The organism is Neorhizobium sp. 2083 (genome assembly GCF_031455615.1).
In the GTDB taxonomy this organism is placed as follows: Bacteria; Pseudomonadota; Alphaproteobacteria; order Rhizobiales; family Rhizobiaceae; genus Neorhizobium.
Genome location: NZ_JAVDTC010000006.1, coordinates 388,087 through 411,998, shown reverse-complemented (window position 1 = coordinate 411,998; position 23,912 = coordinate 388,087). Strand labels below are relative to the sequence as shown.

Sequence of the window (23,912 nt, the reverse complement as noted above, 5' to 3'; positions counted from 1 at the left end):
CCGTCGTCGTTACGAGTATTGCGTGCCCATCATGGCGGTTATCGAAACAGCGGAAAGATTGCTTCCGCCTGGTCTGAGGACCCGGCTGGCCCCGCTGACCCGCAAGCTCGAAAAGATCCTGACCGACGACGACGAGACGGCACTTGCCCAGCGCCGCGCCCTTATCGCCTTCGTCATCCGCGTCGCCAGCGCCGCCATCGCCTTCGTGTCGCAGATCGTGCTCGCCCGCCTGATGGGCGAGTTCGAATACGGCATCTTCGCCTTCGTCTGGGTTCTGGTCGTGCTCGCCGGCAATCTCTCCTGCCTCGGCTTCCACACGTCCGTGATCCGTTTCCTGCACCAGCACAAGGCACGCGGCGAGGTGGCGACGGTGCGCGGGCTCAATCTCGCCGTCCGGCTGGTGGCGCTCATCTCGGCAAGCACGGTGGCCGGCCTCGGTTTCCTGTTCCTGAATTTCTACGGCCACACGGTCGAGCCCTATTATCTCGTGCCGGTGTCGCTCGCCTTCTTCACCATGCCGATGATCGCGCTCGGCGACGTGCTCGACGGCACCGCGCGCTCGAACGGCTGGACGGCGACGGCGCTCTCGCCCACCTACCTGATCCGCCCGACCCTGATCCTCGCCTTCATGCTGGCCGCCCTCTGGTTCGGTGCGCCGCATACCGCCGTCACCGCCATGGAGGCGGCGCTTCTGGCAACCTATGTCACGACGCTCTCGCAGCTGCTGCGCCTGACATTACGCCTGCGCCGGCTCTACGGAAAAGGCCCGATGCAGTTCGAGATCGGCGCCTGGTTCCGTTATTCGCTGCCGCTCTTCCTCGTGGACGGCATCGGTTTCCTCCTGACCAATGCCGACGTCGTCGTCGTCGGCCTCTACCTGCCGCCGGACCAGGTCGGCATCTACTACGCCGCCGCAAAGACGATCGTGCTGGTGCAGTTCGTCTATTTCTCGATCAAGGCCGCAGCCGGCCCCCGCTTTTCAGCGATCATGGCCGAAGAGGACATGACAGCGCTGGCCTCCTTTGCCGGCCAGACCGTGCGCTGGAGTTTCTGGCCGTCGCTTGCCGTCGGGCTGGCGGCGCTGGCATCCGGTGAACTGCTCCTGTCGCTGTTCGGCAGCGCGTTCACGGCCGGCTACTGGCTGATGGCGATCCTGTTCTGCGGCATCCTCGCCAAATCGATGGTCGGCCCCGGCGAGGTCCTGCTCAGCATGGCGGGCCGCCAGAAGCTCTGCGTCCTGCTCTACGCGGTCACGCTGTCGGCGAGCATCGGCCTCAATATCGTGCTGATCCCCCGCTTCGGCCTGACCGGTGCTGCGATGGCCACTGCATCCGCGATGATGATCGAGGCGATCCTGTTGCATATCGCAGTGCGCCGCACCCTCGGCATCGTGCTCTTCGCGTTTGCCGATCCGACGCCCCCTGCTCCTTCAAAGGCTTCCTGACCATGGCGCAACCTCCGTTCAGCAGCGAATTCGAGGGCAATGGCGGCGGCCGCGTGGGCATGGTCCAGGCGTTCCGCGCCGAGCGGCCGGATGCCGATACGCATCTTGAGGTCGGCCGGCCCGGCCGCGAACTCTGCCTCTATCCCGCCGCCTTCGGTTACGACCTGCAGGAGGAACTGGAATTCCTCTCCAACCGCGCGCTGGAGCCGAACATCTTCTTCTCCGCCCGGCTGCTCGCCCCGGCCATGCCGCGGGTGGAGGACAAGCAGGTCCGCCTGGCGGTGATCCGCGACGAGACGGGCGCCCGCAGCCGCATGCGGCTGCTGATGCCGTTCACGATCGAAAAACCGGGCTTTTCCGTCGGCGCCTCGATCATCCGCGCCTGGGCCAATCCCTTCGGCCCGATCGGCACGCCGCTCGTCGATGCGGAAGAGCCGGCCGAGACGATCGACAATCTGCTGGATGCGCTGAGCATGCGCGAAGCCCGCCTGCCCTCCGTTCTGGTCATGCCTGACGTGCGGCTCTCCGGCCCGTTCGCGCAGCTCGCCAAGGCGGTCGCCATCGGCCGCAACCTGCCGGTCACCGTCACCGATCCCTATCTGCGGCCGATGCTGGAAAGCCTGCTCGACGGCGAGGCCTATCTCAAGCACGCGATCTCTTCGCACCATTATCGCGAAATGCGCCGCCTCTGGCGTAATCTCGCCTCCAGGGGCTCGCTTTCCTATTCCGTCGCCCGCCAGCCGGAAGAGATCCGCCTGCGGATGGAGGAATTCCTGGCGCTCGAAGCCAAGGGCTGGAAGGGCCGCAAACGTTCGGCCCTGATCAACGACCGCTACCGCGCCGCCTTCGCCCGCGAGGCGATCACCAACCTGGCGGAAGTCGACGCAGTCCGCATCCACACCATCGATTTCGACGGCCGCGCGATCGCTTCGCTGATCGTCTTCATCATGGCCGGCGAGGCCTATACGTGGAAGACCGCCTACGACGAGAGCCTTGCCCAGTTCTCACCCGGCAAGCTCTTGATGGTGAAACTGACCGAATGGCATCTCGAAGACGCCAACATCATGCGCACCGACAGCTGCGCGGTTCCCGACCATCCGATCATGAGCCGTTTCTGGGAAGAGCGCGAGGAAATGGGCACGCTGGTGATCGGCCTGCGCCAGAACGGCGACCGCGACGTGCGCCAGGTAGCGGCCCAGCTTCACCTCTACCGCAACACCCGCAACATGGCCCGCATGCTCCGGGAAAAGATCATGTCGCTGGCCGGCCGCTCGGAATAGCTACTCGGCGGCCGCCTTGTCGCGCAGCAGCCGGCGGATAACCTTTCCGCTGGTGGTCAGCGGGATGTCATCGACGAAGGCCACCTCGCGCGGATATTCGTGCATCGACAGCCGCGTCTTCACCCAGTCGCGGATTTCCGCGGCAAGCGCCTCGCTCGGGTGATAGCCCGGGGCGAGCGCGATATAGGCCTTGACGATCTCGGTGCGGATCGGGTCCGGCTTGCCGACCACGGCCGCCAGCCGCACCGCCGGATGCCCGCTCAGACAGTCCTCGATCTCGCTCGGGCCGATGCGGTAACCGGACGAGGTGATGACGTCGTCGTCCCGGCCGATGAACTCCACATAACCGTCGGCATCCTGGCGGCCGAGATCGCCCGTGATCAGCCAGTCGCCCACGAACTTGGTCTCCGTCGCCGCCTCGTCGTTCCAGTAACCGAGGAACATCACCGGATCGGGTCGGCGGATGGCGATCTGCCCCATCTTGCCGGCCGGAAGCTCGATGCCGCGGCCATCGACCACCGCCACGTGATGGCCCGGCACCGCCCGCCCGATCGCCCCGCCGCGCGACACGCCGAGATTGGCGGCCGAGGAAAGCACGAAATTGCACTCGGTCTGGCCGTAGAACTCGTTGACCGTCAGCCCCAGCGCCGCTTTTGCCCAGTCATAGGTCTCGCGGCCGAGCGCCTCGCCCGCCGACGCGATCGTCCTGAGCCTGAGATCGTACTTCTCGAGCGGCTTTTCGACCGATTTCAGGAGCCTGAGCGCCGTCGGCGGAATGAAGGCGTTGCGCACATCCATCTCGCTCATGATCCGGAAGGCCATGTCGGCATCGAATTTCTGGGCCGGCGAGGAGACGACCGGAATGCCGAGCATCAGCGCCGGCAAAAGCACGTTGAGCAGGCCCCCCGCCCAGGCCCAGTCGGACGGCGTCCAGATCCGGTCGCCTTGCTGCGGCGCGAATTCGTGCGCCAGCTGGAAACCCGGGATATGGCCGGCCAGCACCCGGTGACCATGTAGCGCCGCCTTCGGCGGGCCGGTCGTGCCGGAGGTAAAAATCATCAGCGCCGGATCGTCGGGACCGCTGTCGACAACCTCGAACACCGGAGGATGGGCCGCTATCAGCGCATCGAGCCTCAGAAGCCCTTCACCGGCGGGCGTCTCGCCCGTAACGATCACATGCCGCAGCTCCGGCAGCTTGTCGCGCAGGTCCGCGAGCCGCGACAGGCCGAAGGGATTGGTGACGATCGCCGTCGCACCCGATGCCTTCAGCCGGTATTCGAGCGCCTCCGCCCCGAACAGAAGCGCCAGCGGCAGGGCGATGCCGCCCATCTTGTAGATCGCCACATGGGCGATCACCGTCTCGAAACTCTGCGGCAAAAGCAGCGCCACCCGGTCGCCAGCCTTCAGGCCGAGCGCGACGAAGGCATTCGCGAGAGAGGCGGACCGCCCGGCGAGCTCGCCATAGGTCATGGCCCGGTGAGCGCCATCCGGGCTGAAATGCTGAAGACAGATGCGATCCGGAGACTCTTTCGCCCAGGCATCGCTGACCACCTCCCCCATGTTGAATCGCCGAGGGATCTCCCAGGCGAAATCGTCAAAAAGGTCTTCATAGGTGGTGCGGGCAGGCAGTTTCATGGGCAGCGCTTCTATTTTTGCTGCACCAGCTAACATCCAGAATGCCGAAAATACAAGGGGGACATCGGAGGGGACCTGATATGACGAAACCCATCCCCTCGGGCGGAGATGGGCTTCGGAACATCCGCTCGATCAACGCGAGGCGCTCATCCGCAGCATGCGGCAGAGCGATACGAGGGCCGCATCTCCGCCGCCGGAGGCGATGTCGGCGCAGCGGTTCAAAAGGGTTCGCTGGTCGGCTTCGGACATCGCCTGGAAGGCCTCGCGCTGCGGTGCGGTAAGCCCGCCGGCGCCCGGAGCGCCCGTGCCATCGACCGCCGCGGCGCCGATCCCCGTGCTTCGAAGGCCTAACAGGCCGGGTTCGGCAGCCACGCCGCGTCCGCCGCCGATCGACGCCGTGGTCCCGGCATCGACACCGGAGCCGGTGCCGAGCGTGGCGCCGGCATTGACCCCGTTTCTGCCGCCGAGCGAAACGGCGGCATCGGCATCGAGCCCACCACCCCCGCCGACATTGGCACTGGCGCTCGCACCGTCACCGCCGCCCGCCGACACATCGACATCCGCCACGCCGCTGCTGCCGCCGATGCCGACATCGGCATTGACGCCATCTCCTCCACCGACCGAGACGTCGGCACCAATCCCGTCGCTCGTATTCACATCGGCACTGATACCGTTCTCACCGCCGACCGACAGGCCCTGTGCAACGCTCTGCCCGGCAAGAGGCAGGGCAAAACATCCGGACAGCAGCAGCACACGCCATGATTTCCGCATGATAATTTTCTCCTTCCAAACCCGGCACCATTGCCGGGCCTCCAGGACCGAATACCCAGGCGGCACGCATGTTTCAGGAGGCGCTAAACAACGGCGATATGCCGTTAAGGAAAGGGAAAAACCACATCCGGCTGTCTTGATGCGGGACATTTTCTGCCGGATCAGGCATGCGAGATAGCAGCCTCACTTCATCCTTGCATGCCGGTGCGACACCGTGATAGAGCCCATACCGCTACCCGAGTGCCCCGTTGGCGGAATTGGTAGACGCGCCTGACTCAAAATCAGGTTCCGAAAGGAGTGCTGGTTCGATTCCGGCACGGGGCACCATTTCTCTTTAAAAGCTTTGATATGGTTGCGCTTTTTCGGCACGGCAACCGCGCGCGGCGCACCCGACTGGGGTCGCGAATGAGCTTGGCATCAATATGGGGAAGGTGGCGCGCCGCGCCGGATGAAGACGAGACTATTCCTACGTCATAGCCTCCTCCGGGCGCGTTTGAACCTGCCTTGTTCAGTCAGCCACCTTGGCATATCGGCTGCCCGGCTTCGCGAGCCGCTCCGCTGGGTAGGCTTCACCCGGCGTTTGACCGGCCGCTCCCCTCAGCACCCGGCGTCGCGCAATGCTTCGACCGCCACGAGCCGCGCAATTCGATCTGACAGCCCGGCATCGTTCACGGCGCGCGCAAGCGTGACGCCGCCTGTGAGCAAGGCAAGCAATAGAAGGGCCCGGTCTTCCGGCGAAACTCCCGCCGCCTCCCGCGATGCATCTTTCGGCAAGCCGGTGGCAATCTCAGTCACAAGACGTTCCAGCGCCCGGGTATAGGCAAGCCGCGTATCCTCATCCGATCGCATAACGTCGACCGAGAGCGTCGGTAAGGCGCAGCTATCTCCTAGATCACAGGTTCGCTTGTAGCCGAGATAGTAACTGACAAAGGCTTTCAGCCAGCCTCCAGCTCCTTCGGCCTTCAAGGCTACAATTCCTTGCAGGAGTTCTTCCATCCCCGCAAGGACAGCTGTGAGAAAGGCTTCACCCTTGGACTTGAAGTGACCGTAGAATGCACCATTGGTAACGCCTGCCGCCTTCGTCAGCGCATCAATGCCGGCTCCGCCGTAGCCTTCTTTGCGGAACACTTGTCCGGCGGCGAGCAGAACCTTGGCTCGGGTCTCTTTCTTGTGCTCGTCGCTGTAGCGCATTGTCAAATTCCTTTAAGAGTGATCGCTCTTTATCTATTGCATAGAGAGCGATCGGTATGTATCAATAGAGAGCGTTCGGTATATATGCCCACGCCGCCTCATTCAAACAAGGAGAGAATATGCCCATCACACTTACGCTGCCGGAAGGTCTCTTATCGCCCGCTGCGCAGGCGGAAGCCTTTGCAGGATTGACGGATGCCCTGTTGGACGTTTCCGGGCTCAACGAAAATCGCTTTATGATGGCCAATATCGTCGGCTCCATACACACATTGCCGTCAGGTCACGTCTTGGCGGGAGGCAAACCGGTCGACGCCGCATTTGTCGAATTGAAACTGCCTGAAGTCGCCTTGGCGACACCGGAAGCAAAGCGCGCCTTTATAGAAAGGGCGACGGATGTCGTGGAAAAAGCGGCGGGAGGTAAGATCAGGCGCGAGCATATCTGGTCGAACATTGTTTACGCGCCCGAAGGAGCCTGGGGCATCGCGGGACGGAGCTATGCGAACGCCGATCTCGGCAAAGCTATCGCCGAATCTTCTGCGCAGGATAACGCCTGAGCGAGCTCAAGACATATCGTGTCGGACTCGGAAGGTCCGGCACGGATCCGAAACGGGAGAGCATATCATGCAGCTTGCCAACTATTTGTTTTTCACAACCCAATGCGAAGCCGCTCTGTCCTTTTACAGGGATTGCGGACTGGGAGAGGTGACTGCGCTGATGCGCCATGGTGATCTGGATATCCCTGTCCAGGACGAAGCGATGGTTGGTAAAGTGATGCATGCTCGTTTCGAGGGACCAGGTGTCCTCTTTTTCGCATCGGACAACCACGATGCGGAGCCGATGCGTGGCTCGTCGCACATTCTCCTCATGGATGATCGGGATAAGACCGAAGAATTGTTTGCCAAGCTGGCGAAAGGAGGGCGTGTGACAACGCCTCTCGCGAAGCAGCCCTGGGGAAGCTTCTACGGAAAGCTCACCGATAAATTTGAGGTTCAGTGGATGCTGGACTGCATCAATTAATTATACTGCCGCCAGCGCGCATCGATTGTCGATGTCAACAAGCTAAAAACCGTCGAGCCTATCGATTCCATGCGCGCGCAACTCATGGCCGACTTTTCCAGAAGTCGAGGCTCTGGCCTGTTACCCCTGAGCTCTTAAAGACCGGTGAGATTTCCTTCCCGTGTAAAACGAGCATGTTTGCCTGTCGCAAGGTGTAGTCATGCCCCTCGGCAGGCACTGGACTTGCCCCGTTGGACGATCCATAATTCTGCTCCGACATAATATACGGATCGTCCAGATGGACCCCCTCAGCGATGTGATTGCCCTGCTTCGGCCAAACACGGCCATCTCCAAACCAATTTCGGGCCGGGGTGCATGGGCCGTGCGCTATGCAGCCCATGATGCCCCCGGTTTCACCATCGCTCTGAAGGGCGTGTGCTGGGTGACATTTGAGGGCGAGACGCCCTTGAAGCTTGAAACAGGTGCCTTTCTGCTACTGCCCACAACGCCCGCCTTCACGCTCAGCAGTCTTCCCGGTATGGACGGGACACCCACGGAGCCGATGGATATGCCGGTTCGGCACGGTGAGCAGGATGGTGAAGCGGATTTCATGGCGCTGGGCGGCACGTTTCGCATCGAGACGGCGAATGCCCCGCTGCTGCTCGCCATGTTGCCGCGCATGATCCACGTGCCGCCGTCCGAGGGTCGATCGGCGCGGCTTGGCCGGCTGATCGATCTCATCGCCGAGGAATGCCGTGGCGAAGAGGCCGGCAAGGACATGATCCTTCAACGTATGCTTGAGGTTCTTCTTATCGAGGCGCTCCGCTCGCATGGCACGACGATGGATGATGACCGCGCCGGTCTGCTACATGGCATGCGCGATCCAGCTTTGACGCGAGTGCTTGCTGCCATGCACTCCGATGTGCGCGCCGACTGGACGGTGGCAAGCCTTGCCCGCATCGCCGGGCAGTCGCGTTCCGCCTTTGCCGCACGCTTTGGCGCAGTGCTCGGCTGTGGCCCGATCGAATATCTCGCCCGCTGGCGAATGGCTCTTGCGAAAGACGCGCTGCTGCGCGGCGCAAAGACGCTTGACCGGATTGCGGACGAGATCGGTTACGAATCCGCCAGCGCGTTCAGCACGGCCTTCCGCAAGCGGCTCGGCTGCCCGCCGGGCCAATTCGCCCGGATCAACGGCAGTAGCCATCACGCCTGAGCCCAAAGCGCGCCCTAGATCGCCGTTCTGGACGATTGGTAAAGATATATGGATCCTGAATTATAGGTCGTCTTATGGATCGGGCCTATCAAGGAACCATCCGAAACGAATGGAGGTTCCCATGCAGACGATCCTGATTACCGGCACATCCTCTGGCTACGGCCTGGAGACGGCACGCCACTTCCTCGACAGGGGCTGGAATGTCATCGCCACGATGCGCCGCCCTGACGCCAGCCTTTTCCCCGCCTCGCCGAGGCTGCGTCTCCTGCCGCTCGACGTGACGAGTGACGAGAGCATCGCGGAAACCGTCGCAGCGGCCGGGCCGATCGACGTGCTGGTCAACAATGCCGGCATCGGTGTGGTTGGCGCATTCGAGGCGACGCCCATGACGCATATCCGCAAGGTCTTCGCCACCAACACGTTTGGCGTCATGGCGATATGCCAGGCGGTCATTCCGCAAATGCGTCAGCGTCGATCCGGCGTGATCGTCAACGTGACCTCGAGCGTGACGCTGGCCGCCATGCCGCTGGCCGCCGCCTATACCGCCAGCAAGCAGGCCATCGAGGGCTTCACCGGATCGCTCGCGCATGAGCTCGGTTATTTCGATGTCCGGGCGAAGCTGGTGGAACCGGGTTATGCGCCGACGACGCGCTTTGCACAGAATACGGATGTGCGGATCGAGGACCTCATCCCGCCAGCCTATGCCGGTTTTGCAACGCCGATCTTCGAGGCATTCGCACGCCCGGCCATGACAACGAAGGAAGCGGATGTCGCAGAGGCGGTCTGGGCTGCCGTCCACGATACATCCAGCCGCCTTCAGTTTCCCGGCGGACCCGACGCGGTGGCTCTGTACGAAGCCCGCCAGGGGTGATGCAGGGCGCCCAGTGACAATCACAGTATGGCATCGGCCCACCGGCCGGTGCCACCTGTTTCTCTGTAATCTTCAATAATTACTTCCGCATGATAGCGTACAATCGGCGGAATTTGGCGCACCCGACAGGATTTGATATTGTGAAATTCATTAATAAATTCAACATATTATCGAGGCTCCGTCAAGCCAGTATGTAGCATCAAAACGTAGCGTGGTTTAGCTAAAGAAATAGATTTTCTCTAGGCGCCGAACTGTCCTTTGGGCTCCTCAACGACAGACCTTTACCGATCGCGGGCAAAGCCCCGCAAGCTATTGGCACGCACCGGCGGGGCACCCCCTTGCCTTCCGTGATAGCGTTTCTTGTCCTGATCTCATTCGCCCTTTTTCCGCGAGTAGATTTTTGGCGGCCTTCAAAAGTACGGCTCTCATCGCCGGTCCGGTACCTGAAGCAATTTAATCCCGTCTGATATGCAGCCAAAAGGGCGGAATTGACGACATAAGTCAGGCACTTTTACGACGCGTCGTTGCAATGCGGTTGCAGGAGATTAAGACTGTAAACGTTGAGTATTCTCTTCCGCGAGATGCGAAACCATAATGGAATGCACCATCAACGGCTAGGAGCCGTCAGTTTCAGAAAGGTGGCATGGAATGGTAAAGCCGTTTAATGCGGATGATTTCGATCAGCCCGTTGAGCCGCCACCAAGTCTTTTATACAAGTATCTGGTCGCGGAGCGGGTTAGGAACGTACTAGAAGAGGGAACTGTTCGCTTCACTCCTTTGATCAGCACGAATGATATCTTTGAAGTTCGCGCAACCTTCAAAAAGATTGCTGGTCCACGCTTTATTCAATTCCTTTTGAGCGAGATGGAAGCACGTATCACAGATCAGTTCATCGAAGCGGAGATTACCAAGCGGCTCAGTTCGCTCGGGCTGGCGTCCATTCCGTATTCGGTGGCGAAGAAGCTGATCGAGCAGCAGACGGGCGAACCGGTTACTACTATGCTGAAACGAGAGACAAAGGGGATGCTTGACCACGTCGCGCCTCACCTTAACGATCAGGCAGCAATCCAAGACATGTTGTCGAAGCTTGGAAACGATTTGCTCTGCTTCTCGCTCTCGGAACGCTTCGACTCGCCCCCAATGTGGGCACACTACGCAGGCAACCACTCAGGTTTTATTGTTGGATTCAATACGTCCCACGAATGGTTTCAACGAGACGATAAAGGAACTAAAAAAAGCCGATTGCAAAAAGTAGCCTATGTCGACGGACAACTGGAAGAAGTATTAGAAAATCCGCACGCTGCGTTCGGATCAAAGACTACGGATTGGTCCTACGAGAAAGAATGGCGGCTCTATTCTAGTAGAGATAAGGCAGCGCGGGTTATCAGCCTGCCCGACGATGAAATTCATCTTTTCGATTTTCCCTCAGATGCGGTACGTCGCATTGTCATTGGACACAAAGCGTCTTCGTCCACAGTAGACGAGATAGTTAAGGTCGCAGCTTCGTCCTATCCAAGTGCTGAACTCGTTCGTGCCATCCCTGATCGTACAAGCCATACGTACCGACTGCAAAGCCTGTGACCTGAAACCCATCGTCCCTCCAGTTTTTAGGAGAGTGTTGGGTTTTCAATCTGGCCTTATGCGGCCTGTTTTTCCATAGCCATTTTCATTGCGAACTCATTGGGTGTGAAGTTTTTTTTCGTGGATGTCATTCAAACTTTGAAGCTATCGCGTGTAATTCCAGTGCCGCGTCGAAGCCAATGACTTTCGCAAGCTGCATGTATTCCACTACGTCCAGACGACGCTGCCCCGTTTCCAGCTTAGCAATATAGGATTGATGCTGCCCAAGAGCCCGAGAAACGTACTCTTGCGTGTAGCCCGCTGCATTTCTCCTCCGCGTGATCATTTTGATCAGCTCTAAATGCTCCGGGGACCTTAAAGTTTTCGACAAGAAATACCCCAATTTTGGAAATGGGGTCTTCACCTATTACGAGAAATCAATTATCCCAAAATAGCAGAATTGATAATATCAGCGCAGGGGACTTTGGGTGCGTTGTGAGGGGTCGAGTGACGTCAGATCGTTTATGGATGGATTGCAAGGCCTGCGGCAAGCAGATCGCAGTCGAAGCAAAGTCGTGCCCGAATTGCGGTGCGAAGCGTTCTCGGTTTCGCGCGCTTAAATGGATTGGCGGCGGCTTCATTGGGCTGGTCATAGTTTCGGCGGCTTTGGCGCCCGGCAAATCGGACCGGCAAGCAGCCTCCGTTGTAGCAGCTCAGTCTGCGCCGGCGCCTTTGCCGAGCAAGCAAACCAGCTTCATTTCGGCAATCTCGGATTACAGCAAGCGTTTCAACTCAGCTTCGAATGAGCTTCAGCAAAGCTCACTCCGTGACCAAAGGCGCGTTGCTATCTTGTCGGCTCTCGGTTCGCAGCTTCAAGTAGACGGCTGGGTCGGTACTCTTCGCAAGCTCGAAACCAATATGGACGGGAAGGCTGTCATAACGGTTCGCCTCGCGCCAGACCTCGATATTTTGACGTGGAATAATGCGGTCTCCGATGTCCTGCATTCAACCATGGTCGAAAAGGGGACGCCTCTCTATGCGGCTCTGATGAACATGGCTGTCGGCGACAGGGTCACGGTTTCCGGCACCTTCGTTCGGGCTGAGAACGACGGCATCTTTGAGCAAAGCCTCACGATCAAAGGAGCGATGACGGCTCCCGAATTTCTTTTTCGCTTCAACACCATATCAAAATAGTAGGAGACTAAAAAGCATGGCGATTATCAGTTGCCCGGAGTGCAAAAACGACGTGAGCGATACAGCGCTCAAGTGCCCATCGTGCGGGACTCAGCTTCGTAAGGCAAAGAGAGGATTCTTCGGAAAAATCTTCAAGTTCTCATTCATCGCATTCAACTTCCTTATGGCGATATGGGCCGTTGCTGGATTCAACTCGGCAACAAAGGATTTCAATTCGCTTTCAGCTGCTGAACAAGCCGGAGCTGCTGTAGGGACCGGAATCGGAATGGCGATGGTGCTCGTCGTTTGGGTACTCGGTGCGATCATTTTGGGAATGTTCGTTTTGTTCACGCGTCCAAAGGTTGCATAACTTCAATTGCCTGATGGCGCTTCCGTGCTCCACCGTTTCCACAGACGAAAGCTTCGGCGCGCCACCTAACAAGGGATTTCTGATCGAACGTTAAGAGAGGATAGATGCACCGCTATTTCATTGTTGCTGCCGGTTTCTTTGCCCTCGCACCTCCTTGCATGGCGCGAACAAATTGTTTTACCGAGCAAGAAGTCATTCAGCTGGCAAAGTCGAACGGTCTTAGGCGCTATGGCACCATGGAGTTAGGCCCGAAAATTTCGGACCACGCCTATATCAATTCAAAGACGAAGAAATTCCTTTCGGTGAAACAAAATGGAAAATGCTTTTTCGAGCCTACGTTCCTTACTGAACGGCAGTACGAAGAGCGTTATCAATTCGAAGGCGACGGGGAAGGCGAGTGAGACGGGTATCGCTGATCTTGTGCGTATGCCTCCTGCCATTCACGTCCTTGGCGGATGATATTGGGTTTTCAGCATATCCAGTTGAGAGCGTTTACCGGGGGAAGCCAAAAACGCCGGATTTCGCGGCACGAGATAAGGCTTTTTCGCTTTTCAAAACGCTCATTTTAGCCGGAATGAAGGGAGGTTCGACATTCGCTGGTGAATACTCTGTCATCCAGTTTGGATGTGGCGCCAGTTGCACGACGGTGGTTGTGGCAAACAATAGGACCGGCGAGCTTTTCGATTTTCCACGTGGCGGCGAAACAAACCAAGGTCTTGAAGTGAAATTCGACCTCAAGAGCAAACTCATGTTGGCGCGCTGGTATACCGATACCTCTTGGGAAGGATGTATTTTCGAATCCTTGCTGTTCCAAAACGGTGAATGGATTGCGAAAACTGCTGTTGCCTCTGGGACGGCTGGACCGTCCGGCGGATGCGATGGTGATATCCTTGAACGGGTGAAAAAGAAAATGCAATGATACCGCGAGGAAAGGGGAAGCGGCGCAACTGGGGTGTTAATGCCAGGCCTTCCCCTGCTCCGGCATATAAATTCCAAGTACCAGTTTTCACCCCGTGAAATCGTTCGGTGACATCAAATTTACCGGATAGCTTTTCGCTTTCTAAAGTTGAGTGATAGAGAATTCGATCATAGTAGAATTGTTTCAAGGTTTTTAAATGGAAGTTAACGTTATCTGTCCCGCGTGCGGTACGTCTAACGCTGCCCAAGTTCCCTCAGATTTCGATGCAGATCATCGAACCAATGCAACACAGGTTCCCTGCGCGAATTGTGGTAGCGACTTGGAAGTAGATGTCGAGCGCGGTGTTGGTGGAAGACTTAGCGCATATGTCTCCAAGATCGACGACCTGCCTGTCAAAGGCGGCGTGCTCCAAGACGATATAGAGGTTCAATTTGATGAACTCATCAGCGAATATCTTCGAGGTATTGCCGATCGCTTTCCACAAAACGTTTATCGAGATGCGATTAAAGACGCCGACTTGATCCGAGAACAGGTCTCCTCAATCTCCTCACCTGCTATAACGCGCATGCTGTTTGTCCATTACTGGTCGATCTTCGAAACCTACCTTGGGGATCGGTTAGTAAAAATCGTAAAGGAACATCACGAGGCACTGCAGTCGTTGGTTAAGTCGCATACCGTATGGAAGGCGAAAACGCTGACGTTCGAGGAATTCTACGAGGGTTCTCAGGTTATTCTGGATGCGGTGATGAAGGAACTCGTTGGCAACATGCTGTATCACCGTTTCGAAGCGGTTGATGGTCTCTACAAGGCGACTGTGGGAACCTCGATATTTGCAAGCAAAGACGACCAAAAGATCCTGAATAAAATGCGGGATGCGCGGCATCACTGCGTTCATCGCAGCGGCAAGGACAAAGACGGCAATCTGTTGAAGATCACGGACACAACTCTGGACGATCTTCGCGGTGCCATCCAAAGGTCGCACACGCAAATCGAGGAGGCTTATCGGGAGCGTCTTGAGGAATGGGATAACGTTCCGTGGTGAAGGCGAAGAGATTTGAAAAGTTGATCCTTTAAGTGCGGGTTAGCATGCCACCGGGAGCACGGCGAAAACATGCCATTTGCAGAAAAAGCTATCGCTTACACAGCTGTATTGAGCGCCGCGACGGCTGTGGTCGCCACGTGCTTGTCGTATGGGAGCTACCAGCTTTCAGTAAGGCAGGCTGAGATATCTGAACGATCGCTTGTCGCCGCTAATCGCAACACCGAAGTTGCGGGGCTTCTCACGTCATTGCGAGTTGCGTGTGATGGTGTTGACGCCATCAACACGCATTTCTTCGAAGACGCTAATTTCCTTCACACTACCACCTTCAACGCGGACCAGCCGACGCCCCCGATCGACGATTTCCGTCCCGCGATCCTCTTTTCGGGACCAACCGAATTTCCTGATCCTAACCGCCCCGAAGTCCTTTCCGATGCCCGGGCTTTGTTAGATTCAGCTTTCGACCTGCTGCGTCGCTATGACTTGGTGCAATTGTATCTCACAAACGCCGAGGCCAGTGACGCAGAATCCGTCCAAGTCTCTGCGCCGTTCAAAGATTTCGGCGACATCGCCTATTCGCTGGTTCATCAAGAGCTAAGTGCGCGTGACGCTCTTGAGAATATTGTTGCCGCGCAGGTGATGTGCACTTCCCTGCCAAAGACGCTTGCGGCGTGGTTTCGTGACTCAAGATCAAACAAGCTCGGCTACATTTTGAAGCTTGATGACATCGAATTTCGATGGGCGCGGGATCGCTTCAATCAGCGGATTATGCGGAAGAGAATCGGCAGCAGTCATGAGGAGCGTGACGAAATTTCCGAGAGGCGAGCGAATAAAAGAGCATTCGACCCTCTGAAGGACGGGATGTTCGTACGATTGCCGTTGCCGCTGAATCCGTAACCTCGTTCATTTTTGACGGGACAACAGCACGATGTCTCGGCGCCAACTTGGGATTTTCGTCTAAAAGGGCGACGCCACTTATGCTGTGATAGACACGTCCCGCTTGGCAATCTTCGCGATTGTTGCGCGGGATGCTCCGGTGGCATGCTGAATTTGCGTCCACGACATTTTCGCTCTTAGCATGGAAGCAATGCCGTCATTGCGCTTCACATCTTCGACTCTACCGCGATAGCGACCTTCGGCTTTTGCCTTCGCCTGCCCTTGAGCTTGCCGACGACGGCGATCGTCGTAGTCCTTGCGCGCTACGGCGGCGAGGACATCGAGCATCATGCCGTTGATAGCCTCGAACATCCTGCCCGTGAACTCATCGGAGGGCGCGGCAGAAATCCAGCTTGTCGGCAAGTCGAGCGCAACAACCTTCACTTCGCGCTGATGCAATTCGGTGCGCAGTTTTTGCCAGTCGTCTGCCGTAAGTCGTGAAAGACGGTCTACCTGTTCGATGAGGAGAATGTCACCCTTGCGAGCGTCGGAGAGAAGCCGGAACAGTTCCGGGCGAGCAAGCTTCGCGCCGCTTTCATTCTCGATATAGGTTGAGGCGATTATCAAGCCCCGCTCTTCTGCGAAGGCTTCAAGTTGCGCGCGGGCGCGCGTGGCGTCCTGCTCATCGGTGGATGCACGGAGATATGCTCGAACCAGCAAAATTACCTCGTTAGTTTATTTTGGATGGTTCAGTTGTAAGCGGTTCATTTTGAATAGTCAAATAGCCTTTTTGAACCATCCATTACGCTGGTCTGGCAGAGGCACAGCCTACTTGAACCACCGCCATCACTCTGAAGCTATCGCTCCGGTGCCCCCCTTGCCTCCAAGACCTTCATTGCAAAGCGCCTTTAGCGTTGATGCCGCTGACCGTCGTGTTCTTCATGGTGGACTGGTTGGAATCACAAAGATTGCTGTCGCCTGTTACCATCATAGCAGCCAAGACCAAATGCCATCTTCGGTTGATGGGACTATCCAGCGGTCGTTTGTCCCATCCACTTTACTATAATCGTCACGGCAACTTCGACTTCACTTCGTCATAGCGAGCGCGAGCCGCCTGACGGATTGCTTCAATGTTGGTCCAAGTCAGGTTGACTTTCGGATTTTGCGCTCCGGGATTAGACCTGAAAATCATCGGGCATATTTCGTCAACGCCAGCGCCCTCGCATTCGTAGTCGATTTGAAGCCAGATGCCGCCAGCATGCCCGGTTTCTACCCTTCGACCTTTCAGGTGCGACAATTCATACTTGTCCTCAACCGCTCTCACTTGTTCCTCGTTGTGAGGCCAAACGGCAACTGCAATGTCGTAACTGAACGACCAAATCGTATCCCCTTCCCATACGATGTCGACTTGCTGTGCGGTGAGCGGGTCTTTGCCCCGAGTGAACATTTTGGAGCCGCTGAACACCTGTGTTGTTTGGTCTGTTAGCAAGTTGCGGGCAGCTTTAGCTCCCCTTCGAGTGTCGAAATTTCCAATGACGAAATATTCCCGACTTCGTTGCGCCACCTCGCCCGCCTCGACGTTGGTCGCTATCGTCAATGCGGCAAAAACGATCGCTCGAAATTTCAACGGATTCGCCTCACTTCTTCGAAGAAGTCGACGATCCGTTCCGCCGATTCCCGGTGGTCTGCGTTCGACTGATAAAAGTGGATTTCGGTTTGGTAGGCGGGCCACTGTCCAGTGCGGTGTCGAAGTAGGTACACTACCTCCGCTTCGACCGTTTCTATGTCGCTACCGCTCCGCTTTCCGTCCTCCCGCAGTTTGACAGGATCGGAATCGTACCAGACATCGAGATCGACCGCGCTGCCTTCGTGGCGAAAACCATAGCCGTAATAGCCGCCTTTACCTTCGGCGGTCCAACCGGTCGCCAACCGGCTCGACATCGAACGCACGGTTGCACCAACATAAATCGGCACGCCGTCACGCGAGAAGATGTACAGTTTTGGCTTTTTGCTGGTCATCTCGCCGGAGAACTTCGGCAAACCTTTTTCACAGGTGATCGCCTTTTCCTCCGGTGTGTATTTGACCTTGAAACGTGCTGGTCCTTGCAGATTCATGCGTTTCCCCCAAAGCGCGTACAATGCCAAGGAGAGTTGCAGATGGAAAGGGTTCAACCGAAATCAAAAGCCTTCTACGTCGTGATTTCTGGAAAAGTCAGGTTTCGCCGTCCGAACGCGCTATATATGGGCGCTGCTGAGGCGCTTCGCTTCCGTCAAATTCCGGAAGCTTCGGCATTTTTTGGCGCATGTCGCGGAACAATCGGGAAAAAGTAGCGGATAGCGGATTGGACGGGGCTTATGGAAACTCGCGACGGTAGCAACGGTAAGGGCGATCCGTTTTGAGCGTTACTAAATTTTCGAATCCCGCCAATCGACACACCAGCTTGCTTTCTCCGCCAGATCGCCCAACGCCATCGTCAAATCCCAAAGCACGGCTTGATCGTCGTCTCGCGACCGCGATTTGCGTCGCCAGAGAAACCGTGCCGTTGCGGCATCATCTATATGGGGTACAGGATCGATGCCGACTTCACGAGCGAACGCCGCTTTGTCGGCGTCCGCTACATCGATGACGATTTCCTGCAACCAACTGCCGTAGCCGGTAGGTTTCATCGTACCTCCTGATTTTTAGGCATCAGCAACAATGTCGATCATATTCGGATTTTCGAGAGATCGCCCTCTCTCCGAGCAAACTTCAGCGAGAGCCGACTCCTAATTCGGCGTCCAGCCGCTTCTTGCCCTGCTCTGTCCCATCGAAAATAAAGAGGCGATCGCGAAGCCTTTTGTTCCGGTCGTATCGGACGAACACTCCAGCCTTTGCTTGCTTCAGGGCATGCTTCTGTATCAGCGCGTCCTCTTCTTTCTTCCGCTTCGCTAAATATCGGCTCTTGAGATCGGGATCGGTCCAACGAAGGAAAATATCGTCATCGCTATGCGAGCGCGCGTCACCAAACACGTGTCCGCAACATAGGCATTGTCTCCGGACCTGATAGCTGCCGGTCGATATGCGCAGTTTTCGCCATTCGTATTTCTCATGGGCTGTGCAAATTGTCTGGAGAAAAGCATTGCGTTCTGAAACGTATTCGTAGGTGTAATTGAATAGTAATTCCACATTTGAATTCTGCAATTTAATGATTTTCATTTTAATTCCTATATTATTTTACGATTCTATGATGTTCAAAAAATGAAAAATACTTTGATTCTTCCGGAAGAATAATTGAATGTGAATGATTTATTCTGTAATCATCGATGATTTTCGAATACTTTGTCGAGTATTCCAAAAAACGTCTTGCGTCATTATACGATGGCAAGGGCTGGAGGTGGATCGAACTGAAGTCGTATGTCGGCTTGGACTTCGAATAGGAGCGATCAAGCTCGTTTCGAGTCAGATGCTGGAGAAACTCCTCAACCGTGTCATGGTGGAGAAGAACGATGCCGTGGTAGTGTGGCATCGTCGCTCCCTTGCCACCTTGTGAATGGCGGGAGCCTTCAACGTCGAAGAAGGTCATTACAAGCGGCTGAAGGTTCGCGTTTCGCTTGTTCAACTTCTTGTTTCGGATACCCCAAAGCCTTAGCTCCTTGGCATATAATGCAGAAAAGCTGCTTCTGGCATTTTCTTGAGCTTTATAAAGAGGAGCCCACGCTCTTGATGGCGGAGTCGATACCGTTAAGGCGAACAGGCATTTTGAAATGTAATCCTGTTCCGTTGATGGACCAATATAATTTGGATTATTCATTTCATAGTTGATTTTTGACTTTATTAGATCGATTGAGTGATCGATGCTTGCCAACCTGATGCTGTTGGTATGGCTATGTTTTTGTAGATTCATCAGTTTTTGTTGTTTAATTTGGCAATATGAAACCATTCCCTCCGGGGAGGGTCGAAATTCGTAGTAATGTTCACAGGTCAAATAATATAGAAATCGAATTCGACTTCCGTAGTCGGTAATTGATTTTGATGCAGTTGATATTTATCCAGAAGAAAACGGTATGCCACCGCGTCTCTTTCGAGAGCAATACAGTCGCACACGGTAATGGTCTGGAGGTTATGAGTGAACGATGGGTCGTGTTGTCAACTCCAAGCGTTGAGAAATACTACCTCGTTCCGCGCTTGCTTGCAAGCAGAAAATGCCTATGTGCCTGAAAACATTTTGAAATTTGAAATTATTGCAAGTTCGGCGTAGCGATTATTTGGATGACCACAGAATGGTCAGGAGTGGCTCCGAGCTCCGCCGTCGGCGCAAGACCGTCTGACAGTTGACGCAAAGACATTCGAGACCTGCTGTTGTTCAACGGGCGGCGGAGAGGAAAGGCTATGGAGCCACAGCCTTTGCCCATCGCAGTGGAAGCGACATCGAAGATATCAGGGGTACTTCCAAGCTGGGTGATATGCGAACTATCTAATGTAAGCCGCTGCCAAATGGTCGCAGCTTTGGTCCGCATGGATGCCTTGTATTGCCAAAGCGACCCTATCAGATCGGCATGTTTCCCGATTGTTGATCGTCAGAAGGCGACGGTTGCTCCACCGGCGGCGGCTCTTTTGGTGGTTCGACGGGCGGCATAGGAACCCTAAGAGTTGTGTGGGGGAGAACACTTCCTTCAGGGAACCTATTTCCGGGATTTGGCGACGGAGTTTCCTCAAAGTCTGACATTGCTATTCCTCCGAGAAGGTTTTCATGTAGGCGGTAGCTCTCTGGTCAGCAAGCGCAAGGAGCTTACTGTCTTCCGGTAGGACGAGGCCCTTGGAATGTCTGTCGGTTGCAGCGATTGTTTTTTGTTTTAGGGCGGTCGCTAATGAGAAAATTTCTTCTTCTGTCAGCATCCCTCGCGAAACCTTCCACCAGTCAGTTTCTGCCGTGAGTGCGAGGACTTCTATTTCGGGGCATAGGGCTTCGAGTGATTTCAGCCGACGACCATATGGCAAATGGGGCTTCACCGCAGTTAGAACTTGCGATGCCGCTATAATGAACCCCCAAAGGAACGACGCATATTGCCAAACAGCCCAACCAGCTATCGCTGTACTCGCTGCAATCGCGGATATGATGTTTTGCCACCGCTCAATCCCGTCGAGCTTGTGGTGATGGAGGCTAAAGTAAATCTGGTCACGCTTGAGGTTGGTAAACGTATCCCAATAATATCGCTGCGCTTGCATGGGAAACCCCTACAATCTGGCTCATTAACACTCGTACCGCATGTAAGAGGGGTTTTCTACACGCTGAAATCATCAAATTGAATAATGTTGCGTGCCTTGATGCCAACTCGGAGGTTTAGCACCGTCATGGGGAGAACGGCTTTGGGAGGCATACGGCGGAATTGCGATTTGCGTAGATGTCGGATGAATGAACAGGAAGGCTTTTACCGCCCTTGGGCGATGCTGTTTTATATAAGCCCAAGCGCCAGCCTCCGGTGCAAAACCCGGTGACAATTGGCGCAGAGACATTTTAGGTCCGCCGTTGTTGATTGGTGACCGGGCTGCATCTCCGCCACTTGAGTGCGGTGGTGATGCACTTCAATGCAAGCTGCTCCGACTTCTTCCCCGTAGAGCTCAAGAGGATCAAGTTGGCAGTCCTCACAAAATAGCCGTCCATGCTCCGCCAAGAACTCTTCTCGCTTCTTTTTCGCCAGGCCCGGCTGTCGTTCTCGCACAAGGTGAGAAACGATTTTTGGATTTCCCTCTATCCAAATCTTTTCCTCTTCGGTCGGAATAAACTCGGCGAGCCTATTCTTCATTTCCGAAGGCGTAGGGACCGGTCTCGGCACGCCATCCCCTTTTCGGGCGATCCACAATCCTGCTTTTTCAAGCAGTTCAAAACTGACTTGTCCCCATCCGGCGCTGAAATGTCCCGGGAACGCTTCTATCCCAAGCGCCTCTTCCAAGGCGAGACCAAAAACTTTCTTCGGAGCGAGTGGCGTACCATCACCGGTCATTGCATCATAGTCGCGGGAGGGCGCAAAATTCGGAGCGTCTCCCCCATTCAGAAGCTTTTCGACGGCGTGTTGAATATGAAGAGAAGTGACCTGCCGTAGCTCGGTCGCGGACAATCGGGCGACCTTAATTTCCGCGACGAATACCTTGATGATTTTTTCGAGGTCATCCGTGGCGACACCGGGAGTGGTGATAAGCAGTCTCCGCCAAGCTCCGTGACTTGAGCTGCCGACATTCATGGCGCGAACGATTTCGTTAAAGCGCCTCTCAACAGATGCCTGAATATCAAAATGCAGTTGCCGTCCGGCTAACTCCCGAGTCTGAACTGGTCGGCTATCGAGGTAGATTTCATACTGAATGCCAGCCGAATCCAACCGCGACAACAACGCTTCAAGTGCTTCTCGGTAATCGGGGTTACGATCCTTTCCGCTGCGGCTGTGCAGAATAATGCCGTCGTCTGTTATGTCCACCCGTGCGTCGAGTGCGTTCCCATCGTTGTCTTGAAGTAGCATTTTGTGCGTTCCGTTGAAAAATTTCGGAGACGGCTGTGTCCAACAATCGAGCTTCTCGTTATTCGTGTCCATTCTGATAGGGGTCAGTATAAGAGTGAGTACGACCCGACGTGGTCGACCATGGTGGTGGCGGGTGGTCCTTAACGCGCTGCCAATGTGCTCAGATAGGCAAGCACCTTGGCAATAAATTTCCGTGCTGCATCAAGTTCAGGATCACTTGCCAGATCTTTTTTAATAACCTCTTCAACCCACCTAATGCCTTTGGGTTCAATAGTTCTACAAAACCCCTCCATTTCTCCGTTAGGCGCTATAAAAATACCGATTCGGCTGAGGTTATCCAACAGGCGATGCACAGCTATTGTTGCTGGCCCTTTTGGAACAATACCGACACCCGCGTCTTTGACGTTGTCCCATGGTGAGGCGTTTCGTGCAAGCTTTCGAATTCTGGTCAATGCGTCTTTGGGTACTGCTCCGTCTTTCGGAAGACCTTTCAAAAGCTTCCCAAGTTCTTCATTAAATTGGGTAGCTCCAAGGAAAGCATCCTTGCGTTCCACTGCTTCCTTTATCGTTAGCCAATCTGCTTCGTAGTCAGCCCAACTGCCATTATGAGATTCAATGATGCGCTTTAATGGCTGGTCGTTATTGAGCACATCGAAATCGAGAATACTGACGACAGGAACGTCAACTGCCGTGAGCGCGGATACAAGTACCGGAATACGATCCTTTCCGCCTGAATAGGAATAATGAACATCGATGCGATCAGAGGTTGGAAGCGCCTTCTCCGCCAAACTTTCATAGAAACGACAATCAGGCTCAGCTTCCGCGAGGATCACCCCATCGCTGAAGAGCCCATCCAAGACCCTGCTGAATCTCAAGATAGGATCATTCCAGAACTTAGAGATATTTTGCGTTGTCAGAAGTGAAGCGGTCGATCCCGTTGGTGTTCTCTTGAGCCGAACCACCGAAACACGGTCCTTGTTGTCGCCGAGTAGACCTTGAAGGATATCGCTGCTGTGGGTGGCGATTATCGTCTGCGCGTCCGCCCCATTTGCCGCAATCGTTTCTGCAAGGATTTTGGCTTGAGGAGGATGAAGGAATGCTTCAGGCTCGTCGATAAGCCGAATGGGCCGATTTTCGGTGATCACACGACCGATGACAGATGCGAAACTTCTCATTCCGTCGCCCTGCTGCTCTAATTTTTCAAGAGCTTCTATACGGTCGATGTAGGTGCGGGACTGCCTATCTTCACCGTGTTCGGGTTTAGGTCGCTCCCCGACGTATGCTGGAATAATATTACCAGCAACCCGATGGATGACTAAGTCCATCTTGAAGGCGCGCTTAAACACGTTTGAAACCAACTGTTCGAGCCGATCGTCGGCAAACATCCGCTGAAATGGGTGTTGTGCGTGCCTTTTTTGCCGAGCATCGAATGATTGCGGCGGATCGCAATCCACGAGCCTTGTGCGCGTGGTTAGCTCTGAGAAGAGCAAGCTGGCTAAGAAGGTGCCAATGCCATTAGTTGAGTCCCACTCGAATACGCCTCCTATGTGAAACCCGAAACCCGGAATTTGTATATGCCCGTCCTGATCAGCAAGAGGCATAAGATTAGACCGAATATCTGCCTGCGACGATCGTCGCTGAAGCTTCGTGGAGCTAACGAGCTTAGTGCTTGGAGGCTGTCCGGCAACGAGGGTTCTGATTTCTGCGAGCGCGGTGCTTTTTCCGGAGTTATTCGGCCCTATTATTGCGAGTATAGCATTATCGCTGAGCCCTACCTCCAACCCGCTTTTGAAGGTGATTTGCTCCAATCGCCCGTCAACTAAAACAGTCATGTCTTTCATGCTCAGTGTCCCGCCAACTCAACAGACACGATGGCAAGCCGACTGATTCGATACAACTCAGGATTTTCGGCTTTAATGGTTTGGTTTCCGCTAAATTATCTCGGCAGATGTCCCACAAAAAGCGAATTCCCTTCCTACGAAGCCGTTTCGAGCTGATCGCAGAGAAATTCCGCATTAGCGATCACCCTCCGCAATGCTGCAATCGCTCACCGGCGCGGGCATTAGGGATGAGTTGGGCAAG

Annotated in this window: 27 protein-coding genes and 1 tRNA gene; 15 read left to right on the top strand and 13 right to left on the bottom strand. The window is 55.6% G+C overall.

All coding sequences use genetic code 11. From position 1 onward, the window contains the following. The first annotated feature begins 31 nt into the window (after nt 1–31). Both J2X76_RS23810 and J2X76_RS23805 read left to right on the top strand, forming a co-directional pair. A complete protein-coding gene (locus J2X76_RS23810) occupies nt 32–1,444 on the top strand; it encodes a lipopolysaccharide biosynthesis protein (protein WP_113126111.1) in 1,413 nt (470 codons plus the stop codon). Nucleotides 1,445–1,503: 59 nt separating this feature from the next. Beyond that, nucleotides 1,504–2,724, top strand: coding sequence for a GNAT family N-acetyltransferase (locus tag J2X76_RS23805; RefSeq protein ID WP_310219902.1), 1,221 nt, complete (start codon nt 1,504–1,506; stop codon nt 2,722–2,724). Here the strand turns inward: J2X76_RS23805 and J2X76_RS23800 are convergent, their stop codons facing one another. Continuing rightward, complete coding sequence (locus J2X76_RS23800) at nt 2,725–4,359, bottom strand: AMP-binding protein (RefSeq protein ID WP_310219834.1); 1,635 nt, start codon at nt 4,357–4,359, stop codon at nt 2,725–2,727. It lies immediately after the preceding gene. A gap of 132 nt (nt 4,360–4,491) precedes the next feature. Beyond that, the gene (locus J2X76_RS23795; protein WP_310219832.1) at nt 4,492–5,130 is read right to left on the bottom strand and encodes a hypothetical protein; all 639 of its coding nucleotides are present in this window, start codon (nt 5,128–5,130) and stop codon (nt 4,492–4,494) included. A gap of 242 nt (nt 5,131–5,372) precedes the next feature. On the opposite strand from J2X76_RS23795, the gene J2X76_RS23790 reads away from it, so the two are divergent. Further along, a tRNA-Leu gene (locus J2X76_RS23790) sits at nt 5,373–5,457 on the top strand. A 270-nt stretch (nt 5,458–5,727) separates the two neighbouring features. Here J2X76_RS23790 and J2X76_RS23785 read toward each other — a convergent pair. Then, complete coding sequence (locus J2X76_RS23785) at nt 5,728–6,321, bottom strand: TetR/AcrR family transcriptional regulator (protein ID WP_310219830.1); 594 nt, start codon at nt 6,319–6,321, stop codon at nt 5,728–5,730. Between the two features lie 119 nt (nt 6,322–6,440). Between J2X76_RS23785 and J2X76_RS23780 the strand changes: the two genes are divergently transcribed. The 5 genes from J2X76_RS23780 (at nt 6,441) to J2X76_RS23760 (ending at nt 10,982) form a co-directional block, all read left to right on the top strand. After that, the gene (locus tag J2X76_RS23780; protein WP_113126116.1) at nt 6,441–6,875 is read left to right on the top strand and encodes a tautomerase family protein; all 435 of its coding nucleotides are present in this window, start codon (nt 6,441–6,443) and stop codon (nt 6,873–6,875) included. Between the two features lie 67 nt (nt 6,876–6,942). Next, the gene (locus tag J2X76_RS23775; protein ID WP_310219828.1) at nt 6,943–7,338 is read left to right on the top strand and encodes a glyoxalase/bleomycin resistance/extradiol dioxygenase family protein; all 396 of its coding nucleotides are present in this window, start codon (nt 6,943–6,945) and stop codon (nt 7,336–7,338) included. Nucleotides 7,339–7,615: 277 nt separating this feature from the next. Then, on the top strand, nt 7,616–8,530 hold the full coding sequence (locus tag J2X76_RS23770; RefSeq protein ID WP_310219826.1) for an AraC family transcriptional regulator: 915 nt from the start codon (nt 7,616–7,618) through the stop codon (nt 8,528–8,530). Between the two features lie 121 nt (nt 8,531–8,651). Continuing rightward, nucleotides 8,652–9,401, top strand: coding sequence for an SDR family oxidoreductase (locus J2X76_RS23765; protein WP_310219824.1), 750 nt, complete (start codon nt 8,652–8,654; stop codon nt 9,399–9,401). 648 nt (nt 9,402–10,049) lie between these two features. Beyond that, nucleotides 10,050–10,982, top strand: coding sequence for a DUF2971 domain-containing protein (locus tag J2X76_RS23760; protein WP_310219823.1), 933 nt, complete (start codon nt 10,050–10,052; stop codon nt 10,980–10,982). 127 nt (nt 10,983–11,109) lie between these two features. Here the strand turns inward: J2X76_RS23760 and J2X76_RS23755 are convergent, their stop codons facing one another. Continuing rightward, on the bottom strand, nt 11,110–11,307 hold the full coding sequence (locus J2X76_RS23755) for a helix-turn-helix transcriptional regulator (protein WP_310219901.1): 198 nt from the start codon (nt 11,305–11,307) through the stop codon (nt 11,110–11,112). A 161-nt stretch (nt 11,308–11,468) separates the two neighbouring features. Here J2X76_RS23755 and J2X76_RS23750 point away from each other — a divergent pair, with 161 nt between their 5' ends. The 6 genes from J2X76_RS23750 to J2X76_RS23725 all read left to right on the top strand — a co-directional run bounded on the left by J2X76_RS23750 (nt 11,469) and on the right by J2X76_RS23725 (nt 15,359). Beyond that, on the top strand, nt 11,469–12,155 hold the full coding sequence (locus J2X76_RS23750; RefSeq protein WP_310219822.1) for a zinc ribbon domain-containing protein: 687 nt from the start codon (nt 11,469–11,471) through the stop codon (nt 12,153–12,155). 16 nt (nt 12,156–12,171) lie between these two features. After that, nucleotides 12,172–12,504, top strand: a complete 333-nt coding sequence (locus tag J2X76_RS23745) for a zinc ribbon domain-containing protein (RefSeq protein WP_310219821.1) — start codon at nt 12,172–12,174, stop codon at nt 12,502–12,504. Between the two features lie 104 nt (nt 12,505–12,608). Continuing rightward, a complete protein-coding gene (locus tag J2X76_RS23740; protein ID WP_310219818.1) occupies nt 12,609–12,905 on the top strand; it encodes a hypothetical protein in 297 nt (98 codons plus the stop codon). A 47-nt stretch (nt 12,906–12,952) separates the two neighbouring features. Beyond that, nucleotides 12,953–13,423, top strand: a complete 471-nt coding sequence (locus J2X76_RS23735) for a hypothetical protein (RefSeq protein WP_310219816.1) — start codon at nt 12,953–12,955, stop codon at nt 13,421–13,423. Nucleotides 13,424–13,742: 319 nt separating this feature from the next. Then, complete coding sequence (locus tag J2X76_RS23730; RefSeq protein ID WP_310219814.1) at nt 13,743–14,465, top strand: hypothetical protein; 723 nt, start codon at nt 13,743–13,745, stop codon at nt 14,463–14,465. Nucleotides 14,466–14,534: 69 nt separating this feature from the next. Then, nucleotides 14,535–15,359 (top strand): hypothetical protein, encoded by an 825-nt coding sequence (locus J2X76_RS23725; protein ID WP_310219812.1) that lies wholly within the window; start codon nt 14,535–14,537, stop codon nt 15,357–15,359. A 78-nt stretch (nt 15,360–15,437) separates the two neighbouring features. Here J2X76_RS23725 and J2X76_RS23720 read toward each other — a convergent pair whose 3' ends face one another. The 3 genes from J2X76_RS23720 to J2X76_RS23710 all read right to left on the bottom strand — a co-directional run bounded on the left by J2X76_RS23720 (nt 15,438) and on the right by J2X76_RS23710 (nt 17,453). Next, complete coding sequence (locus J2X76_RS23720) at nt 15,438–16,058, bottom strand: recombinase family protein (RefSeq protein WP_310219809.1); 621 nt, start codon at nt 16,056–16,058, stop codon at nt 15,438–15,440. Between the two features lie 349 nt (nt 16,059–16,407). Then, complete coding sequence (locus J2X76_RS23715; protein WP_310219807.1) at nt 16,408–16,965, bottom strand: hypothetical protein; 558 nt, start codon at nt 16,963–16,965, stop codon at nt 16,408–16,410. Next, nucleotides 16,962–17,453 carry a hypothetical protein gene (locus J2X76_RS23710; protein WP_310219805.1) on the bottom strand — a complete coding sequence of 164 codons (492 nt, stop codon included), beginning with the start codon at nt 17,451–17,453 and terminating at the stop codon, nt 16,962–16,964. The genes J2X76_RS23715 and J2X76_RS23710 overlap by 4 nt, the downstream gene beginning before the upstream one ends. A gap of 42 nt (nt 17,454–17,495) precedes the next feature. Here J2X76_RS23710 and J2X76_RS23705 point away from each other — a divergent pair, with 42 nt between their 5' ends. Continuing rightward, a complete protein-coding gene (locus J2X76_RS23705) occupies nt 17,496–17,669 on the top strand; it encodes a hypothetical protein (protein ID WP_310219803.1) in 174 nt (57 codons plus the stop codon). Between the two features lie 75 nt (nt 17,670–17,744). On the opposite strand, the gene J2X76_RS23700 is transcribed toward J2X76_RS23705, so the two are convergent. From J2X76_RS23700 to J2X76_RS23675, 6 genes are all read right to left on the bottom strand, one after another. Further along, the gene (locus J2X76_RS23700; protein WP_310219801.1) at nt 17,745–18,005 is read right to left on the bottom strand and encodes a hypothetical protein; all 261 of its coding nucleotides are present in this window, start codon (nt 18,003–18,005) and stop codon (nt 17,745–17,747) included. Between the two features lie 82 nt (nt 18,006–18,087). Further along, on the bottom strand, nt 18,088–18,534 hold the full coding sequence (locus J2X76_RS23695; RefSeq protein ID WP_310219800.1) for a hypothetical protein: 447 nt from the start codon (nt 18,532–18,534) through the stop codon (nt 18,088–18,090). 13 nt (nt 18,535–18,547) lie between these two features. Further along, nucleotides 18,548–19,258: a hypothetical protein gene (locus tag J2X76_RS23690; protein WP_310219798.1), complete on the bottom strand. Its 711-nt coding sequence runs from the start codon at nt 19,256–19,258 to the stop codon at nt 18,548–18,550. Nucleotides 19,259–20,046: 788 nt separating this feature from the next. Then, nucleotides 20,047–20,544, bottom strand: coding sequence for a hypothetical protein (locus J2X76_RS23685; protein ID WP_310219796.1), 498 nt, complete (start codon nt 20,542–20,544; stop codon nt 20,047–20,049). A 227-nt stretch (nt 20,545–20,771) separates the two neighbouring features. Next, complete coding sequence (locus J2X76_RS23680; RefSeq protein ID WP_310219794.1) at nt 20,772–21,830, bottom strand: hypothetical protein; 1,059 nt, start codon at nt 21,828–21,830, stop codon at nt 20,772–20,774. A gap of 140 nt (nt 21,831–21,970) precedes the next feature. Further along, nucleotides 21,971–23,671, bottom strand: coding sequence for an AAA family ATPase (locus J2X76_RS23675; RefSeq protein WP_310219792.1), 1,701 nt, complete (start codon nt 23,669–23,671; stop codon nt 21,971–21,973). Between the last annotated feature and the right edge of the window lie 241 nt (nt 23,672–23,912).

Excerpts from the sequence above, each read along its gene's own strand:
- J2X76_RS23810 (WP_113126111.1), top strand. The coding sequence starts at position 32 with ATGGCGGTTATCGAAACAGCGGAAAGATTGCTTCCGCCTGGTCTGAGG.
- J2X76_RS23805 (WP_310219902.1), top strand. The coding sequence starts at position 1,504 with ATGGTCCAGGCGTTCCGCGCCGAGCGGCCGGATGCCGATACGCATCTT.
- J2X76_RS23800 (WP_310219834.1), bottom strand. The coding sequence starts at position 4,359 with ATGAAACTGCCTGCCCGCACCACCTATGAAGACCTTTTTGACGATTTC.
- J2X76_RS23795 (WP_310219832.1), bottom strand. The coding sequence starts at position 5,130 with ATGCGGAAATCATGGCGTGTGCTGCTGCTGTCCGGATGTTTTGCCCTG.
- J2X76_RS23785 (WP_310219830.1), bottom strand. The coding sequence starts at position 6,321 with ATGCGCTACAGCGACGAGCACAAGAAAGAGACCCGAGCCAAGGTTCTG.
- J2X76_RS23780 (WP_113126116.1), top strand. The coding sequence starts at position 6,441 with ATGCCCATCACACTTACGCTGCCGGAAGGTCTCTTATCGCCCGCTGCG.
- J2X76_RS23775 (WP_310219828.1), top strand. The coding sequence starts at position 6,943 with ATGCAGCTTGCCAACTATTTGTTTTTCACAACCCAATGCGAAGCCGCT.
- J2X76_RS23770 (WP_310219826.1), top strand. The coding sequence starts at position 7,616 with ATGGACCCCCTCAGCGATGTGATTGCCCTGCTTCGGCCAAACACGGCC.
- J2X76_RS23765 (WP_310219824.1), top strand. The coding sequence starts at position 8,652 with ATGCAGACGATCCTGATTACCGGCACATCCTCTGGCTACGGCCTGGAG.
- J2X76_RS23760 (WP_310219823.1), top strand. The coding sequence starts at position 10,050 with ATGGTAAAGCCGTTTAATGCGGATGATTTCGATCAGCCCGTTGAGCCG.
- J2X76_RS23755 (WP_310219901.1), bottom strand. The coding sequence starts at position 11,307 with ATGATCACGCGGAGGAGAAATGCAGCGGGCTACACGCAAGAGTACGTT.
- J2X76_RS23745 (WP_310219821.1), top strand. The coding sequence starts at position 12,172 with ATGGCGATTATCAGTTGCCCGGAGTGCAAAAACGACGTGAGCGATACA.
- J2X76_RS23740 (WP_310219818.1), top strand. The coding sequence starts at position 12,609 with ATGCACCGCTATTTCATTGTTGCTGCCGGTTTCTTTGCCCTCGCACCT.
- J2X76_RS23725 (WP_310219812.1), top strand. The coding sequence starts at position 14,535 with ATGCCATTTGCAGAAAAAGCTATCGCTTACACAGCTGTATTGAGCGCC.
- J2X76_RS23710 (WP_310219805.1), bottom strand. The coding sequence starts at position 17,453 with ATGAATCTGCAAGGACCAGCACGTTTCAAGGTCAAATACACACCGGAG.
- J2X76_RS23705 (WP_310219803.1), top strand. The coding sequence starts at position 17,496 with ATGGAAAGGGTTCAACCGAAATCAAAAGCCTTCTACGTCGTGATTTCT.
- J2X76_RS23700 (WP_310219801.1), bottom strand. The coding sequence starts at position 18,005 with ATGAAACCTACCGGCTACGGCAGTTGGTTGCAGGAAATCGTCATCGAT.
- J2X76_RS23695 (WP_310219800.1), bottom strand. The coding sequence starts at position 18,534 with ATGAAAATCATTAAATTGCAGAATTCAAATGTGGAATTACTATTCAAT.
- J2X76_RS23690 (WP_310219798.1), bottom strand. The coding sequence starts at position 19,258 with ATGGTTTCATATTGCCAAATTAAACAACAAAAACTGATGAATCTACAA.
- J2X76_RS23685 (WP_310219796.1), bottom strand. The coding sequence starts at position 20,544 with ATGCAAGCGCAGCGATATTATTGGGATACGTTTACCAACCTCAAGCGT.
- J2X76_RS23680 (WP_310219794.1), bottom strand. The coding sequence starts at position 21,830 with ATGCTACTTCAAGACAACGATGGGAACGCACTCGACGCACGGGTGGAC.
- J2X76_RS23675 (WP_310219792.1), bottom strand. The coding sequence starts at position 23,671 with ATGAAAGACATGACTGTTTTAGTTGACGGGCGATTGGAGCAAATCACC.